At 72.8% G+C, this 16,288-nt stretch carries 16 protein-coding genes; 11 read left to right on the forward strand and 5 right to left on the reverse strand.

Going from position 1 to position 16,288, the window contains the following annotated elements; genetic code table 11:
- Nucleotides 1–16: 16 nt before the first annotated feature.
- Together FIP57_RS08535 and FIP57_RS08540 are read right to left on the reverse strand one after the other, a co-directional pair.
- Complete coding sequence (locus tag FIP57_RS08535) at nt 17–469, reverse strand: SRPBCC family protein (protein WP_148573120.1); 453 nt, start codon at nt 467–469, stop codon at nt 17–19.
- A gap of 1 nt (nt 470) precedes the next feature.
- The gene (locus FIP57_RS08540; RefSeq protein ID WP_148573121.1) at nt 471–1,358 is read right to left on the reverse strand and encodes a phosphoribosylaminoimidazolesuccinocarboxamide synthase; all 888 of its coding nucleotides are present in this window, start codon (nt 1,356–1,358) and stop codon (nt 471–473) included.
- Nucleotides 1,359–1,622: 264 nt separating this feature from the next.
- Between FIP57_RS08540 and FIP57_RS08545 the strand changes: the two genes are divergently transcribed.
- The 3 genes from FIP57_RS08545 to FIP57_RS08555 all read left to right on the forward strand — a co-directional run bounded on the left by FIP57_RS08545 (nt 1,623) and on the right by FIP57_RS08555 (nt 5,872).
- On the forward strand, nt 1,623–2,618 hold the full coding sequence (locus FIP57_RS08545; RefSeq protein ID WP_148573122.1) for an alpha/beta hydrolase: 996 nt from the start codon (nt 1,623–1,625) through the stop codon (nt 2,616–2,618).
- A 378-nt stretch (nt 2,619–2,996) separates the two neighbouring features.
- A complete protein-coding gene (locus tag FIP57_RS08550; protein WP_148573123.1) occupies nt 2,997–4,424 on the forward strand; it encodes an aldehyde dehydrogenase family protein in 1,428 nt (475 codons plus the stop codon).
- On the forward strand, nt 4,424–5,872 hold the full coding sequence (locus tag FIP57_RS08555) for a cytochrome P450 (RefSeq protein WP_148573124.1): 1,449 nt from the start codon (nt 4,424–4,426) through the stop codon (nt 5,870–5,872). Before FIP57_RS08550 ends, FIP57_RS08555 begins: the two co-directional genes overlap by 1 nt.
- 68 nt (nt 5,873–5,940) lie before the next feature.
- Here the strand turns inward: FIP57_RS08555 and FIP57_RS08560 are convergent, their stop codons facing one another.
- Entirely contained in the window at nt 5,941–6,297 is a 357-nt protein-coding gene (locus FIP57_RS08560) for a hypothetical protein (RefSeq protein WP_148573125.1), read from the reverse strand.
- A 188-nt stretch (nt 6,298–6,485) separates the two neighbouring features.
- On the opposite strand from FIP57_RS08560, the gene FIP57_RS08565 reads away from it, so the two are divergent.
- The 8 genes from FIP57_RS08565 to ybaK all read left to right on the forward strand — a co-directional run bounded on the left by FIP57_RS08565 (nt 6,486) and on the right by ybaK (nt 14,179).
- Nucleotides 6,486–6,995 (forward strand): GNAT family N-acetyltransferase, encoded by a 510-nt coding sequence (locus FIP57_RS08565; protein WP_162529728.1) that lies wholly within the window; start codon nt 6,486–6,488, stop codon nt 6,993–6,995.
- Nucleotides 6,992–8,464 (forward strand): carboxyl transferase domain-containing protein, encoded by a 1,473-nt coding sequence (locus FIP57_RS08570; RefSeq protein ID WP_148573127.1) that lies wholly within the window; start codon nt 6,992–6,994, stop codon nt 8,462–8,464. The genes FIP57_RS08565 and FIP57_RS08570 overlap by 4 nt, the downstream gene beginning before the upstream one ends.
- A gap of 181 nt (nt 8,465–8,645) precedes the next feature.
- Complete coding sequence (locus FIP57_RS08575; RefSeq protein ID WP_148573128.1) at nt 8,646–9,710, forward strand: iron-siderophore ABC transporter substrate-binding protein; 1,065 nt, start codon at nt 8,646–8,648, stop codon at nt 9,708–9,710.
- An 11-nt stretch (nt 9,711–9,721) separates the two neighbouring features.
- Nucleotides 9,722–10,750 carry a FecCD family ABC transporter permease gene (locus tag FIP57_RS08580; RefSeq protein WP_238993363.1) on the forward strand — a complete coding sequence of 343 codons (1,029 nt, stop codon included), beginning with the start codon at nt 9,722–9,724 and terminating at the stop codon, nt 10,748–10,750.
- A complete protein-coding gene (locus FIP57_RS08585) occupies nt 10,750–11,808 on the forward strand; it encodes a FecCD family ABC transporter permease (protein ID WP_148573129.1) in 1,059 nt (352 codons plus the stop codon). The genes FIP57_RS08580 and FIP57_RS08585 overlap by 1 nt, the downstream gene beginning before the upstream one ends.
- 2 nt (nt 11,809–11,810) lie before the next feature.
- Nucleotides 11,811–12,650, forward strand: a complete 840-nt coding sequence (locus FIP57_RS08590) for an ABC transporter ATP-binding protein (protein ID WP_148573130.1) — start codon at nt 11,811–11,813, stop codon at nt 12,648–12,650.
- Nucleotides 12,647–13,600, forward strand: coding sequence for a siderophore-interacting protein (locus tag FIP57_RS08595; RefSeq protein ID WP_148573131.1), 954 nt, complete (start codon nt 12,647–12,649; stop codon nt 13,598–13,600). Before FIP57_RS08590 ends, FIP57_RS08595 begins: the two co-directional genes overlap by 4 nt.
- 90 nt (nt 13,601–13,690) lie before the next feature.
- On the forward strand, nt 13,691–14,179 hold the full coding sequence (gene ybaK / locus FIP57_RS08600) for a Cys-tRNA(Pro) deacylase (protein ID WP_148573132.1): 489 nt from the start codon (nt 13,691–13,693) through the stop codon (nt 14,177–14,179).
- A 1-nt stretch (nt 14,180) separates the two neighbouring features.
- Here the strand turns inward: ybaK and FIP57_RS08605 are convergent, their stop codons facing one another.
- Both FIP57_RS08605 and FIP57_RS08610 read right to left on the reverse strand, forming a co-directional pair.
- Nucleotides 14,181–14,855: a DUF5995 family protein gene (locus tag FIP57_RS08605; protein WP_203231136.1), complete on the reverse strand. Its 675-nt coding sequence runs from the start codon at nt 14,853–14,855 to the stop codon at nt 14,181–14,183.
- Nucleotides 14,856–14,865: 10 nt separating this feature from the next.
- Nucleotides 14,866–16,284 (reverse strand): dihydrolipoamide acetyltransferase family protein, encoded by a 1,419-nt coding sequence (locus tag FIP57_RS08610; protein ID WP_148573134.1) that lies wholly within the window; start codon nt 16,282–16,284, stop codon nt 14,866–14,868.
- Nucleotides 16,285–16,288 lie beyond the last annotated feature (4 nt).

A 16,288-nucleotide genomic window follows, 5' to 3' on the forward strand; every position in this document is an offset into this window, starting at 1 on the left:
GGTCGCCCGCCCGGTGCTAGCGGGACTCGATGATCCGCGCCGCCCGGCGCAGGTCGCTGCGCACCGCCGTGGGGGCGAGCAGCCGGAGCACCGACCGGACCGGGAGCAGCCACACCGGGCCGGAGATGATGTCGACGACGACCCAGACGCAGGTCTCCTGCGGGTCCTCGGCGGCCGGCTCGAAGGTCAGCGTGAGCATCGCCCGGATGCCCCGCCACTCACCCGCCTCGCTCCAGGTGACCGGCTCGGACGACCCGCTGCCCGGCGGGACCAGCCCGATGATCTCCATCCGCGGGTTCACGCCGGCGGTGGTGCGGTCGATCCACGCCGTGCCGACCCGCGGCGGGCCGTCGGTGAGCAGGTCGACCGAGCGGAGGCTCGACTGCCACTCCGGGCGGTGGCGCGGGTCGGCGAGGTACTCGTAGACCTCCGGGACCGGCGCCGCGACCCGGACCGAGAAGCGCGCCACCTCAGAACCTCTCGCCGGTGAGCCGCTCGTAGGCCTCGACGTACTTCTCCCGAGTCTGCGCCACGACCTCCTCCGGCAGCGGCGGGGGCGGCTCTCCCGACGTGCGGTCCCACCCGCTGGCCGGCGAGGTCAGCCAGTTGCGGACGAACTGCTTGTCGTACGACGGCTGCTGCCGACCGGGCTCCCACGACTGCGCCGGCCAGAACCGGGACGAGTCCGGGGTGAGCACCTCGTCCCCGAGCACCGTCGTGCCGTCGGGCCGCGCCCCGAACTCCAGCTTCGTGTCGGCGAGGATGATCCCGCGCTCCCGGGCGAGCCCCTCGGCCCGCGCGTACACCTCGAGCGTGAGCGCGCGCAGCTCCTCGGCGCGCTCCTCCCCGACGGTGGCCACGACCGCGTCGTACGAGACGTTCTCGTCGTGGTCGCCCAGCTCGGCCTTCGTGGCCGGCGTGAACAGCGGCTCGTCGAGCCGGCTGCCGTCCTCCAGCCCCGCGGGCAGCGGGATCCCGCAGACCTCGCCGGTCTCCCGGTAGTCGAGCAGCCCCGACCCGGTGAGGTAGCCGCGCGCAACGCACTCGACCGGGTACATCGACAGTGGCTCGCAGACGACCGCGCGGCCCCGCAGCTGCTCGGGGACGTCGGTGGAGACGACGTGGTTGGGCACGAGGTCGGCCAGCCGCTCGAACCACCACAGCGACATCCGGGTCAGGATCGCGCCCTTGTCGGGGATCGGGGTGCTGAGCACGAAGTCGTACGCCGAGATCCGGTCGCTCGCGACCATCAGCAGGTTGCCGTCGGGGAGCCGGTAGAGGTCCCGGACCTTCCCGGAGTGCAGGTGCTCGGCCCCCTCGACGACCGGGGCGGGCGGCAGGTTGAGGCCGGCGCTCATGGGGCCGACCCTACGACCACGAGCGGCCCGGCCGCCGCCCAGCCCGGCGTTCGACCGATCCAATCGCGGAAACCCCTTGTCCTGCACGGAATCCGGCGCGTTGGACCCTTCCCGGAGGGGTTTCCGGGGTGCACACTGCTCGCACGCGGTCGCGCTGTGGGGGCACGGCTCGTCGGGGGACGGGAACCCCGGAGGCATGATCGGCGTCACAAAGGGGTATCAACCCGGACGCCGGGTTACACACGGGATCCGAAGGGGGCGGCGATGATCGAGCACCGGATCGGCGCGAGCCGCCACTCGGCCGTCGTCCACACCGTCGCGAAGGTCGTGGCCCGTCCGGTGCTGCGCTACTACCCGCTCTGCGGCCCCGCCGCCCGGCTGATGCCGCTGGTCGACCGTACGGCGGCACTCCTCCCGCGGCTCTCGGCCACCGTCCACCGCCCCGTCCAGGGGCGCACCTGGCGCGGCGAGCTCGTCACACCGATCGACGGCCCGACCAGCGACGGCGCGATCGTCTACTTCCACGGCGGGGCGTTCCTGCTCTGCGGCATGGGCACCCACCGCCGGATCGTCGAGCGGCTCGCGGAGCGCACCGGCATGACCGTGCTCGCAGTCGACTACCGCCAGCTGCCGAAGGGGCGGCTCGACGACAGCGTCTCGGACTGCGAGGACGCCTACCGCTGGCTGCTCCGCCAGGGCCACCCGCCGCACAAGGTCGTGCTCGCCGGCGACTCGGCCGGCGGCCACCTCGCCTTCGCCACCGCGCTACGGATCCGTGACGACGGCCAGCCGCAGCCCGCCGGCGTCGTCGGGCTGTCGCCGTGGCTCGACTTCGACCATATGGCGAAGGTCCGCCACCACAACTCGCGCCGCGACGCCTACATCCCCGCCCGCCGGCTCCGCCGGGTCGGCCGGATGGTCGTCGGCGACCACCCCGAGCTGCACCACTCCCCTGTCAACGCCGACCTCGCCGGGATGCCGCCGTCGCTGATCATCTGCGCCGAGGGCGAGGTGCTCCGCGTCGACGCCGAGCTGATGGCCGACCGGCTCGCCGAGGCCGGCGTCCCCTGCACGCTGCAGATCTGGGAGGGCCAGGTGCACGCGTTCCCGGTCCTCACCGAGCTCACCCCCGAGTCCCGGCTGGCCCTCGAGGAGATCGTCACCTTCGTCGAGGCCGCGACCTCCGGCGCGATCGGAACGTCCACCGATTCGACCCGATCGGCCTCCGGCGCGGCCAGCACCGGCACCGCCGTCGCCTGACCCCGCCGTCGCCTGCCCCGCCGACCCGTCGCATCTTCACGCCGTCCTAGCGCCGAGCCGTCGCATCTTCACGCCATTTGAGGGTCGAGCCGTCGCATCTTCACGCCATTTGAGGGTCGAGCCGTCGCATCTTCACGCCATTTGAGGGTCGAGTCGTCGCGTCTTCACGCTGTTCTGGCGCCGAGCCGGCGTGAAGATGCGACGGCTCGGCGGGGATCCGGCGTGAAGATGCGACGGCTCGGCGGGGATCCGGCGTGAAGATGCGACGGGTCGGGGTTGCCAGGACCTTCGGCGGACGGCACGCTGACAGTCTCACTGTCAACGTCGCGGCCCCCGGGCCGTGACCGGCCGCGCCGGTCCGCCGGCGGTGGAGGTGCCATGACCCAGACGGCTGCGTCCGACGTCGATCCGACCCCCAGCACCTCGAGGGAGGAGATCGACGCCGCGGTCGCCCGGGTCCGGGCCGGGTACGCCTCCGGTCGCACCCGCCCGCTGGAGTGGCGCAAGCAGCAGCTCGCCGCGCTGGTGCGGATGCTCGAGGACAACGAGGACCAGCTGGTCGCCGCGCTCGCCGCCGACCTGGGCCGCCCGCCCTTCGAGGGGTGGGCGATGGACCTCCGGCTCACCGCCCGCGAAATCGGGGAGCTGGTCTCCGGCCTCGAGTCGTGGCTCGCGCCGGAGAAGGTCAAGGTGCCGATGCTCTTCCAGCCGGCCCGTGCCCAGGTGGTCCGCGAGCCGCTCGGCACCGTGCTGGTCATCGCGCCCTGGAACTACCCGATCCAGCTGCTGGTCGCCCCGTTGGCTGCGGCGATCGCCGCCGGCAACACGGTGGTCTGCAAGCCGTCGGAGGTCGCGCCGGCCACCTCGGCCGCGATGGCCCGGCTCATCCCGGAGTACGTCGATCCGGCCGCCGTCGCCGTCGTCGAGGGCGGTGTCGACGAGACCACCGCGCTGCTCGACAGGCCGTGGGACCACATCCTCTACACCGGCAACGGCACCGTCGGGCGGATCGTCGCCGCGTCCGCCGCGAGGCACCTGACCCCGGTCACTCTCGAGCTCGGCGGCAAGAGCCCGGTCATCGTCCACTCCGACGCGAACCTGAAGTACGCCGCGGCCCGCATCGCGTACGGCAAGTTCGTCAACGCCGGCCAGACCTGCATCGCGACCGACCACCTGTGGGTGCACCGTGACGTGGCAGACGAGCTGCTGCGGCTCGTCGAGGACGAGATCACCGACCGCTACGGCGCGGACCCGCGCAGCAGCAAGGACTTCGGCCGGATCGTCAACAGCCGCCACACGCAGCGGATCCGGACGCTGCTCGACGCCGGCGGTTACGACCTGGTCTGCGGCGGCGACGTCGACCTCGACGCCCGGTACGTCGCCCCGACGGTGGCCCGGGTGACCGATCCCGGAGCGGCGCTGATGGGCGAGGAGATCTTCGGCCCCGTCCTGCCGGTGCTCGTGTACGACGACCTCGACGAGCCGATCAAGGCGATCGTGTCCGGCGACAAGCCGCTGGCGCTGTACGTCTTCACCTCCTCCGACGAGGTGGCCGACCGGCTCCGGGACGAGACCTCGTCCGGCGGCTTCTGCGTCAACGACGTGATGCTGCACGTCGGCGTCTCGAACCTCCCCTTCGGCGGTGTGGGCGCGAGCGGCTACGGCGCGTACCACGGCCGCTGGGGCGTCGAGACGTTCAGCCACCGCAAGGCGGTGCTACGCAAGCCGTCCCGGTCGATCGACGCACCGATCCTGCGCCCGCCGTACAAGCCCTGGAAGAAGTGGCTGACGAAGAAGGTGTTCTGATGTCCCGGCTGCTCGACGTGGCGAGGCAGCACCGTCCGACGTTCAGTTCTTATCCGGGCGACAAGTACGTCCTCGCCCTGCAGGACAGGTTTCCCGGCAAGGTCGAACCGCTCGCCGAGCCGCCCGCCGGCTCCGGGCTCAAGCCGGTCATGGGGGAGGGCGGGCTGCCGGTCGTCGGCAAGACGCTGGCGATGATGAGCCGCGGCCCCGAGCTCTCGCTGGAGCAGTACGAGCGGTTCGGGCCGGTCTCGTGGACCCGGGTGCTCGGCATGAAGGTGGTCTCCGCGATCGGCCCGGACGCGTCACAGGCGGTCCTGGTCAACAAGGACAAGGCGTTCTCGCAGGACGGCTGGGAGTGGTTCATCGGCCCGTTCTTCAAGCGGGGCTTGATGTTGCTCGACGGCGACGAGCACAAGTACCACCGCCGGATCATGCAGGAGGCGTTCACCCGCCCCCGTCTCGAGGCGTACGTCGAGCAGCTGACCCCGATCATCGACGCGCAGGTCCCGGCGTGGCCGACCGACGAGCCGTTCCTGCTCTACCCGGCGCTCAAGCAGCTGACCCTCGACGTGGCTGCGGCGGTGTTCATGGGTGCTGACGAGGAGGAGCGGCGGAGCCCGGAGACCGCAGAGGTCGCGCAAGCCTTCGTCGACTGCGTCCGTGCGGGGCTGGCCGTGGTGCGCGCACCGGTGCCGGGGCTCCGGTGGCACCGGGGGCTCAGGGGACGGGCGCTGCTCGAGGAGTACTTCCGGGCCCGCATCCCCGCCAAGCGCGCCTCCGACGACCAGGACCTCTTCGCGGCGCTCTGCCACGTCGAGACCGACGAGGGGCACGCGTTCACCGACGAGGACGTCGTCAGCCACATGATCTTCCTCATGATGGCGGCCCACGACACCTCGACGATCACCACGACCGCGACGCTCTACTTCCTGGCCAAGCACCCGGATTGGCAGGAGCGGTGCCGCGAGGAGTCACGGGCGTACGGCGACGGCCCGATCGACCTGCCGGGGACCGAGAAGCTCGAGTCGCTCGACCTGGTGTTCGAGGAGGCGATGCGGCTGGTGACGCCAGTGCCGGGCATGGCCCGCCGCGCGGTCGTGGACACCGAGATCCTCGGCCACTACGTCCCCGCCGGGACGGTGGTGAACGTCTCGGGCTGGGCCTCGCACCTGCTCCCGCACCTGTGGGCGGCCGCGGACTCCTTCGACCCGACCCGCTTCGACGAGCCGCGACGCGAGGACAAGCAGCACCGCTACGCGTCGATGCCCTTCGGCGGCGTCCACAAGTGCATCGGGATGAACTTCGGCCGCGCCGAGGTGAAGGCGCTGGTGCACCGGGTCCTGCTCACCCACCGGGTCGCCGTACCGGAGGGGTACGACGTGCGCTGGGACATGACCTCACTGCCCAGTCCGGCCGACGGGCTGCCCGTCGTGCTGCACCGGCTCTGACCCTGATCCTGTGCAGATGGGCCCTCCGGCGCGCGGAGATCAGCCCAGCTGCACTGGATGACGCCCGGTCAGCCGCGGCGCTGCGGCGGGACCGACGCACCGGCGAGCATCGCCCGGGCGTCGGCGAGCAGGTCGAGCAGCTCGTCCATGTCGTCGTCGACGGCGCTGCGCGGCGAGGGCAGCACCCGTCCGAGCCGTCGCATGGCGTGCTCCTCCGGGAGCCGCACGCCCACCTTGAGCAGGTAGCGGTCCTCACCGGCGAACTCGTCGGTGTCGACCACCGAGGCCGAGAAGTACTCGCCCTCGTCGTCACGGAGCACCACCCGCTCGCCCGGCGACAGCTCACCGTCGAGCTCGGCGCACGCCACGAAGGCGGCGCGGTTCCGTCGCTGAAGCTCGGTCAGCGACACGTCCAGCAGTTCCATCCCTCACCCTCCCGAGGCATCCGGACTCGCGTACCTGGGAGAACGAGCCGGAAACCATCTGGTAACGCCAATGTACGCATTCGGGCCGCTCTGGGCGAGCATGTCGGGAATTGGTCCAACCGGTTTCGGAAAAGTCTCAGAAAGCCCCACGCGATGCCGATCCTTCGGCGATCATGCATCCTCTGCGCATGGCCAACTCCGCCGTGACGCTCCGCCCGGCCACCGCCGACGACACCGACGCGATCGTCCGGCTCAACGCGCTCGAGGTGCCACTCGTGTCCGCGATGGACGCCGAACGGCTGTCCCTGCTGACCTCCTGGGCCGACCGGTTGACGGTCGCCGAGGTCGACGGCCGCTTCGCCGGGTTCGTGATGACGTTCGGCCCGGACACGCCGTACGACTCGGCGAACTACCGCTGGTTCGTCGACCACTTCGGCACCGCCTTCTACTACCTCGACCGGGTGGCGGTGGAGCCGACGATGCGGAGGCGAGGGGTCGCGGCGGCGATCTACGACGAGGTCGAGTCGGTGGCTGCGGCGTACGGACGGCTCGCGCTCGAGGTGAACATCGACCCGCCCAACGAGCCGTCGCTGGCGTTCCACCGCGACCGCGGTTTCGTCGAGGTCGGTCGCCGCGGGGACCCGGGCAACCAGGTGACGATGCTCGAGCTGCCGCTGACGAGCGGGGCGCTCCGGTGAGCGGCCGCAAGCGGCTCAGCGCCCACGACCTCATCGACCTCGTCCTCGACGACGGCTCGTGGGAGTCCTGGGACACGCCGCCCGACCGCGGCGCGGTGAGCGAGGGGTACGCCGCCGAGCTGGCCCGGGCGGCCGAGAAGTCGGGGGTCGACGAGTCGGTGCTGACCGGGTCGGCGACCATGCGGGGGCGCCGGATCGCGGTGGTCGTCGGGGAGTTCGGGTTCCTGGCCGGCTCGATCGGCGTCGCCTCCGCACGCCGGGTCGTGGCCGCCGTACGACGGGCGACCGCGGAAGGGCTGCCGCTCGTCGCCGCACCGGTCTCCGGCGGCACCCGGATGCAGGAGGGCACCCCCGCGTTCGTCTGGATGGCGCAGATCTCGGCGGCGATCGCGCAGCACAAGGAGGCGGGACTTCCGTACCTCGTCTACCTCCGCCACCCCACGACCGGCGGCGTGATGGCGTCGTGGGGGTCGCTGGGCCACGTGACGGTCGCCGAGCCGCAGGCGCTGCTGGGGTTCCTGGGTCCGCGGGTCTACGAGGCGATCTACCAGCAGCCGTTCCCCGAGGGGGTGCAGACCTCGGAGAACCTGTACGCCCACGGCATCATCGACGCGATCGTCGAGCCCGAGGAGATCGCCGACGTCCTCGACCGGGCGCTCACGATCCTGACCGCCGAGGGCGACGTCGTCGTGCCGGCCGCGCCGCTCCCCCCGGTCACCGACGTGGACACCTGGGAGTCGGTCACCCGCTCGCGGCGGGAGGACCGGCCCGGCGTGCGACGGCTGCTGAAGTACGCCGCCACCGACGTCGTCCCGCTCAACGGCACCGGCCAGGGGGAGCGCGACCCCGGGCTGATCCTCGCGCTCGTGCGGTTCGGGGAGACCCCGTGCGTGCTCCTCGCCCAGGACCGGCGCGGCCAGACCGAGCTCGCACCCCTCGGTCCCGGCGCCCTCCGCGAGGCTCGGCGGGGGATGCGGCTCGCTGCGGAGCTGCAGCTGCCGCTGCTGACGATCATCGACACCCCCGGCGCCGCGCTGTCGGTGGAGGCCGAGGAGGGCGGGCTGGCCGGCGAGATCGCGCGGTGCCTGGCCGACCTGGTGCGGCTCGACGCCCCGACGCTCTCGCTCATCCTGGGCCAGGGCACGGGCGGCGGCGCGCTCGCGCTGCTCCCGGCCGACCGGGTCGTCGCCGCCCAGCACGCCTGGCTCTCCCCGCTCCCGCCGGAGGGGGCGAGCGCGATCGTCCACCGCGACCTCGACCACGCCGCCGAGCTCGCCCGGTCGCAGCGGGTGCGCTCCCTCGACCTGCTCGAGGCCGGCATCGTCGACATCGTCGTCCCCGAGCTCCCGGACGCAGCGGACGAGCCGGAGGCGTTCTGCCAGCGGATGGGTGACGTGCTCCGGCACGAGCTGGCGTGGCTGCGGCGGCAGGACGTCCGCGGCCTCAAGGCGACCCGCGCCCGCCCCTGAGGGTGTTGAGCCGCCCTTCGTGGCGGGCCTCTCTAGTTGAACCGCCCCTCGCGCCACGAGGGGCGGTTCGCCACAGGTCCCGCGTCACGTCACGGATTTGAGACGGCGGGCACACCGGCTTGCGGGGACCAGGGTAGGCGAGGTTAGCCTCACTTAGGTACGCCTAACCTGAAGAGGAGCCATGACCCGACTTCCCCTCCGACGTGCTCTCGGGCGCCGCGTCGGCCTGCCGCTCGCCGCGGCCGTCAGCGCCGTCGCGCTCGCGGCCTGCAGCACCACCTCCACCAGCGACCCGGAGGAGGGCGGTTCGGGCTCGGAGGCGGAGAGCGCCGTCGACGAGGACGCCTTCCCGGTGACGATCGAGCACGCGTTCGGCGAGACGACGATCGAGGAGGAGCCGAAGCGGATCGCCACGCTCGGGTGGGTCGACCAGGACCACCTGCTTGCGCTCGGGATCGTGCCGGTCGGGGCCCTCGAGATCAGCTGGGGCGGAAACGACCAGATGTCGACGCCGTGGTTCGACGAGAAGCTCGAGGAGCTCGGCGGGGAGCAGCCGACCCGGTACAGCGACGCCGACGGCGCGCCGGTCGAGGAGATCGCGAAGCTCACCCCCGACCTGATCCTGGCGACGAACTCCGGGATCACGGACGAGGAGTACAAGAAGCTCTCGAAGATCGCGCCGGTCGTCGCCTACCCGGACGACCCGTGGCTCACCGACTGGGAGGACTCCCTCGAGATGGTCGGCCAGGCGACCGGCCGCAACGACCTCGCGGACGAGGTCCAGGAGGAGACCGAGGCGGCGCTCGACCAGGCCGCCGAGGACAACCCGCAGATCGTCGGGAAGAGCTTCATCTTCGCGTACCTGACCACCACGGACACCTCGAAGATCGACTTCTACCTGCCGGGCGACGCGCGGCCGGACATCCTGGTCGACCTCGGGATGGTCAACGCCCCGATCATCGAGGAGCTCGCCGAGCCGGGGCAGTTCTACGGGACCGTCTCCGCCGAGCGCGCGCCGGAGATGGAGTCGGACGTCTTCATCACCTACGCCGAGACCGACAAGGACCTCGAGACGTTCACCAAGGACCCGCTGCTCGGCCAGATCCCGGCGATCAAGTCGGGCAACGTCCTGGCCTCGACGGACCAGACCGACGCGCTGGGCATGTCCTCGCCCTCGCCGCTGTCGCTGCCCTACGCGATGGAGACGTTCATCCCGCAGGTCGCCGCCGCGGTCGACGGGAACTGAGCCTCCCGCGCGTGAGCACCGCACAGCTTCCGTCGCCCGTCCGACGCCCCGTGGCGTCGGGCGGGCGCACGGGGCTGTCCACGGCCGCCGGCGTCGGGCTGCTGCTGCTCGCGGCGTGCGTCGTCCTCTCCATCCTGGTCGGCTCCACCTCGGTCTCCTGGAACGCGCTGCTCGACGCCGACGACCCGGGCCACGCGGTCGCGGGGGCGCGGCTCGCGCGGACCTTCGTCGCGGTCACCGTCGGCGCCGCCCTCGGTGTCGGCGGGGCCTGCCTCCAGGGGCTGACCCGCAACCCCTTGGCCGACCCCGGGATCCTCGGGGTCCACGCCGGCGCCTCGTTCGCGATGATCGTCGCGATCACTTACCTCGGGCTCTCGGACCTCTCGGCGTACCTCTGGTTCGCCTTCATCGGCGCCGCCCTCACCCTCCTGCTCGTCCAGGCCGTCGCGAGCCTCGGCCGCGACGGCGCGACGCCGGTCAAGGTGGTCATCACCGGCGCCGCGGTGACCGCGGCGCTCACCAGCTGGATCTCCGGGGTCCTGCTCACCGACCGCGGGACGATGGAGACCTTCCGGTTCTGGCAGGTCGGCACCGTCGGCGGCCGGGGGTACGACGTGCTCCTCCCCGTCCTGCCGCTGCTGGTCCTCGGGGCGCTCATCGCGGTGGTCGCGGTCCGGGCGCTGGACTCCCTGGCGCTCGGCGACGACATGGCCTCCGGGCTCGGCCGTCACCCGGCCCGCGACCGGCTCCTCGTCGGCGCCGCGGTGGTCCTGCTGTGCGGCGGTGCGACCGCGCTCGCCGGGCCGGTGGTCTTCGTCGGGCTTGTCGTCCCGCACGTCGCGCGGACCCTCGTCGGCCCGGCGCACGCACGGCTCCTCCCGCTGAGCGCGGTGTACGGCGCTTCGCTGGTGACCCTCGCCGACACCGTCGGCCGGGTGGTCCTCCCGCCGACCGAGGTGCAGGTCGGCATCATGACCGCCGTCGTCGGCGTCCCGGTGTTCGTCGCCCTGATCCGCCGCAGCCGGCTGGGTTCCCTCTGATGGCCACGCTCGAGGCGGTCCGCCCCGACGCCGTGACGCTGGTCCGCACGGCCCGGCGCCGGCCCCGTCGTCGCCACGCCCTGGTGATCGCCGGGCTGTCCCTGCTGCTCCTCGGGGTGCTCACGGCCCGCGTGCTGCTCGGCGACTTCACGGTCACGATCCCGGACTTCTTCCGGATCCTGTTCGGCGAGACGATCCCGGGGGCGTCGTACATCGTCATGGAGGTGAAGCTCCCGCGGGCGCTGCTCGGCCTCCTGGCCGGGATGGCGTTCGGCGTCGGCGGCGCGATCTTCCAGGCGACGCTGCGCAACCCGCTCGCCAGCCCCGACATCCTCGGCATGAACCTCGGCGCGAGCGCCGCAGCCGTCTTCGCGATCGTCGTCCTCGACATGGCCGGCGTCGCCCTCTCGGTGGCGGCGGTCCTCGGCGGCATCGGGGTCGCGCTCCTCGTCCGCTGGGCGGCCGGCAACCGGCAGGGACCGACGGGCGCCGGGTACCGGCTCGTGCTCGTCGGGGTCGGGGCGGCGGCCGCGCTGCAGTCGGTGATCCAGTACCTCTTCACCCGCACCGACGTCCACGACGCCCAGCTGGTGCTCCGCTGGCTGACCGGCAGCGTGAGCGCCGCCGACTGGGAGACGGTCCGGGTCCTGACCCTGCTCCTCGTGGTCGCCGTGCCGCTGGTCGCCTGGGCGGCCCGGTCGCTTCCGGTGGTCGAGCTGGGCGCCGACGCCGCGACGGGGCTCGGTGTCCGCCCGGTGCGCAGCGACGTGCTCCTGCTGATCGGGGTGACGGTGGTGGCGGTCGCGGTCGCCGCCGCCGGGCCGGTCGCCTTCGTCTCGTTCCTCGCCGCCCCGATCGCGCGGGCCGTCAACGCCGGCGCGACCACGCTGCTCGGCTCCGCGCTCGTGGGCGCGATCGTCGTCGTCGGCTCCGACTTCGCGGCCGACTACTGGATGCCGGGCGGGAACTATCCCGTCGGCGTGGTCACCGGCGCCGTCGGTGCCCCGTTCCTGCTCTGGCTGCTGACCCGCGGCCGCACCGGAAGGAGTGGCTCTTGAGCATGACCGAGACCCGGCCCGTGCGCCACCGACCCACCACGACCTCGAGGCTCGAGGCCGGCCAGGTCACCCTGGGGTACGGCGAGCGCGCCGTCGTCAAGGAGCTGAGCCTGTCCGTGCCGGACCGCCAGGTCTCGGTGATCGTCGGGGCCAACGCCTGCGGCAAGTCCACGCTGCTTCGCGGGCTCGCCCGGCTGCTGAAGCCGACCTCCGGCTCGGTGGTCCTCGACGGCGAGGCGATCCACACGCTCCCCACCAAGCAGGTCGCCAAGAAGCTCGGGCTGCTGCCGCAGAGCCCGGTCGTCCCCGACGGCGTCACCGTCGTCGACCTCGTCTCGCGCGGCCGCCACCCCCACCAGGGGGTCTTCGGGCGCTGGTCGAAGGAGGACGAGCAAGCGGTCGTCGACGCGCTGACCCTCACCCACACCGTCGACCTGGCCGACCGCAACGTCGACGAGCTCTCCGGCGGCCAGCGGCAGCGCGTGTGGCTCGCCCTCGCGCTAGCCCAGGAGACCGACCTGCTGCTGCTCGACGAGCCGACGACGTACCTCGACATCGCCCACCAGGTCGAGGTCCTCGACCTGCTCGTCGACCTCAACCGCACCCGCGGCACCACCGTCGTCATGGTCCTGCACGACCTCGGGCTCTCCGCCCGCTACGCCGACCACCTCGTCGCGATCCGCGGCGGCGAGGTCTACGCCGAGGGGCGGCCCGCCGAGGTCGTCACCGAGGCGATGGTCTCCGACGTCTTCGGGCTGCAGAGCCGCGTCGTCGTCGACCCGGTCTCCGGGACCCCCTTGATCCTGCCCATCGGCCGCCACCACAGAGGAGCGCCCCAATGACCGCCACCACCTCCGAGACCGGCACCCCCGTGCTCCCGCTGATCCTCGCCGAGGTCGAGGTCCGCCGTGTCGAGCGGCTGACCCCGGCGTTCGTCCGGATCGAGCTGGGGGCCGACGCCCTCGCCGACTTCGGCGTCGACGGGCCGCTCTACGACCAGCGCATCAAGCTGCTCTTCCCCGGCCCCCACGGGCTCCCCGACCTCAACGACCCGGCGCTCCAGGGCCCGGGCTGGTGGCAGGCGTGGCAGGCGATGCCGGAGGAGACCCGCGGCTGCGTCCGCACGTACACCATCCGCGACGTGGTCGGCACCGGCACCGACACCCGGATCGTCGTCGACTTCGTCCTCCACCTCGCCGAGGGCGCCACCGGCCCCGGGTCGCTCTGGGCGGCGGAGGCGAAGATCGGCGACCGGATCGGGCTGCTCGCCCCGCGGAAGGGATTCCCCTACGGCGGCATCGAGTTCGCTCCCGGCGTCGCCCAGCGGCTGCTGCTGGTCGGCGACGAGACCGCCGTCCCCGCGGTCGCGAGCATCCTCGAGGACCTTCCCGACGACGCCGCCGGCAAGGTGTACCTCGAGGTGCCCTCCGACGGCGACGTCCTCGACCTCCGCGTCCCCGCCGGGGTCCAGCTGGCCTGGCTGCCGCGCAACGGCGCCCGCCACGGCGAGCGGGCCTGCAAGGCGGTCCTCGCGCTGTTCAACCTGCAGTACGACGCCGACGAGCAGGTCGAGGTCATCGACCCGGACCTGTGGGAGACGCCGACGTACTCCTCCTCCGGCGAGGAGATCGAGCCGGGCTCGGAGCCGGCCGGCGGGCTGTACGCCTGGGTGGCCGGCGAGGCCGCGATGGTGACCCGGCTCCGCCGCCACCTGGTCCGCGACGCCGGGCTCGACCGGAAGCAGGTGGCGTTCATGGGGTACTGGCGCATCGGCGTCGCCATGAAGTCCTGACCCGAGCATCAACGGGGAGCCCCTGATCCACCAGGTGCGTCAAGGACTCCCCGCTCACGGTTCCAAGGGCGCCGGCACCAGGATGACCTCATGGGACGCAAGGCCGCACGGGGCGCCACGCCCGCCGTCACCGCGCTGACGGCGGCGTCGATCGCCCACACCGTGCACAGCTACGAGCACGACCCCGCGACGCCCTCCTACGGGCTGGAGGCGGCGGAGGCGCTCGGCGTCGAACCGGCACGCATCTTCAAGACGCTGCTCGCCGACGTCGACGGGCAGCTCGTCGTCGGGATCGTCCCGGTGACCGGTCAGCTGGACCTCAAGGCCCTCGCGGCCGCCGTCGGAGGCAAGCGCGCCGCGATGGCCGACCCGTCTGCGGCCGAGCGCGCGACGGGGTACGTCGTCGGCGGCATCTCCCCGTTCGGCCAGCGCCGTCGCCACCGCACGGTCGTCGACGTCTCGGCCCTCGACTGGCCGACCGTGAACGTCTCCGGCGGCCGGCGCGGCCTGGAGATCGAGCTCGCACCGGAGGACCTCGTCGCCGCCACCGACGCGACCACCGCCGCGATCGCCCGCTGAGCTACCGGCAGGGCGCGAGCAGCGTCCGGCTGGTCATCCCGACGGTGTGGGCCAGCGCGTCGAGGAACCGGCCCTTCAGCAGGCTCGTCCCCCGCAGCGCCCAGAGCGTCTCCGCGGTCACCCAGGACAGGTCGCGCGCCTTGTCGATGTGCCACGAGCTGACCAGGTGGACGACCGGGCCCACGTGGTCGTCGACCCGCTGGCCCACCGAGGTGAGGAACCCGCGACGGACCTCCGCCTCCACCTCGGCGAGCACCGCGTTGACCGCCTCGTAGTCCCGGTGCATCGCCTCGGGCGCGACGTCCCGCGACTCGCAGGTGGCGACGACGGCGAGCGGCAGGTCGTGCTCGATGTGGGTGTTCATCCCGGCGAGGGCGTACTGCACCGGCCACCGGCCGCCGTGCCGGGCCTCGAACAGCGGCCGCCAGGCGACCGGAGCGCGGCGCCCGCCGGCCACCTCGTCGTACGCCTCGATCCAGAGCCGCGCGAAGACCACGTCGAGCTCCGCCACGAGGGGCGGGTCGACGAAGGCCGAGGCGTCAGAGCCCAGCAGCGCGCCGATCCGCTCGGTGACGGTGAGGTACATCCGGTTGAACACCGCCACCCCGTCGTCCGCCGGGAGCGCAGCGTCGATCGCGCGGAGCCGTTCGACCACCTCGGGGACGGTCCTCGGCACCACGGTCACCTCAGAAGGTCAGGGCCCGCGCCGGGTCGTGGAGGATCGAGGCCACGTCCGCGAGGAACTGCGATCCCTTCGCCCCGTCGATGAACCGGTGGTCGAACGACAGCGCCAGCGTCGTGACGTCGCGCGGCCGCACCTTCCCCTTGTGCACCCACGGCTGCTTCTTCACCGCGCCGAGCGCGAGGATCGCGCCCTCGCCCGGGTTGATGATCGGGGTGCCCGCGTCGACGCCGAGGACGCCGATGTTGGTGATCGTGAAGGTGCCGCCGGCCATGTCGGCGGGCTGGGTGCGCCCCTCGCGCGCGGTGGCGATCAGCTCGTTCAGCGCCTTGGACAGCTCCGGCAGGGTCAGCGTGTCCGCGCCCTTGACGTTGGGGACGACGAGCCCGCGCGAGGTGGCCGCCGCGATCCCGAGGTTCACCTGCCCGGAGTAGACGACCTCGTCGGTCGCGTCGTCCCAGTGCGCGTTGACCTCCGGCGTACGACGCGCCGCCAGGCACACCGCCTTCGCCGCGATCAGGAGCGGCGACACCGTCAGCCCCTCGTAGGCACGGTCGGCCCGCAGCTGCTCGAGGAGCTTTCTTGTGCGCGTGACGTCAATGGTCACCCACTCGGTCACGTGTGGGGCGGTGAAGGCGGACCGCACCATCGCCTGCGCCATCATCTTCCGCACGCCCTTGACCGGCTCGCGCCGCTCCTCGAGCGTGGGCGCGGCCCGTCGGGCCTGCGGGGCTGCCGGCGCAGCGGCGCCTCCGGCCGCGGCCTGCACGTCCTCGGCGGTCACGACACCGCCCGGCCCGGACGGCGTCACCGACGCCAGGTCGACGCCGAGGTCGCGGGCGAGCTTGCGGACCGGCGGCTTCGCCAGCACGCCGCCGACCGACCAGACGCCGCGCACCGGCTCACGGGCGGGCGTCGCGGGCACCGGCGGCTCGTCGCCCGGCACCACCTCGGAGGTGTCCGCGCCACCGGGCGCGAACGAGCCCTGCACCTGCATCTGCGCGGCCGACGCCCCGACGGTCGAGGGCGTGACCGGCCCCTTCCGGGCGCGGCGGCGCGCCGACCCCGACCGGGGCCCGTAGCCGACGAGCGTGCCGCCGCTGCTCCCCGCCGACGGGTTCGACAGGTCGAGCGCGGGCGCGGCCGGCTCGGCGGGCGGCTCCGGGGCGGCGTCCGACGGCTGTCCGTCGTCGACCGCGATGATCGGGGTGCCGACGGCGACCGTGGTCCCCTCCTCCACCAGCAGCGCCGTCACCGTCCCGGCGTACGGCGAGGGGAGCTCGACCAGCGACTTCGCGGTCTCGATCTCCACCACCACGTCGTTGACGGCGATCGTGTCCCCGACCTTGACCCGCCAGCTGACGATCTCCGCCTCGGTCAGCCCCTCGCCGACGTCGGGCAGCTTGTACTCGTGGGCAGCCACTCGT

Origin of the sequence: Nocardioides caldifontis, assembly GCF_008087345.1 — a bacterium.
Taxonomy (GTDB): Bacteria; Actinomycetota; Actinomycetes; order Propionibacteriales; family Nocardioidaceae; genus Marmoricola_A; species Marmoricola_A caldifontis.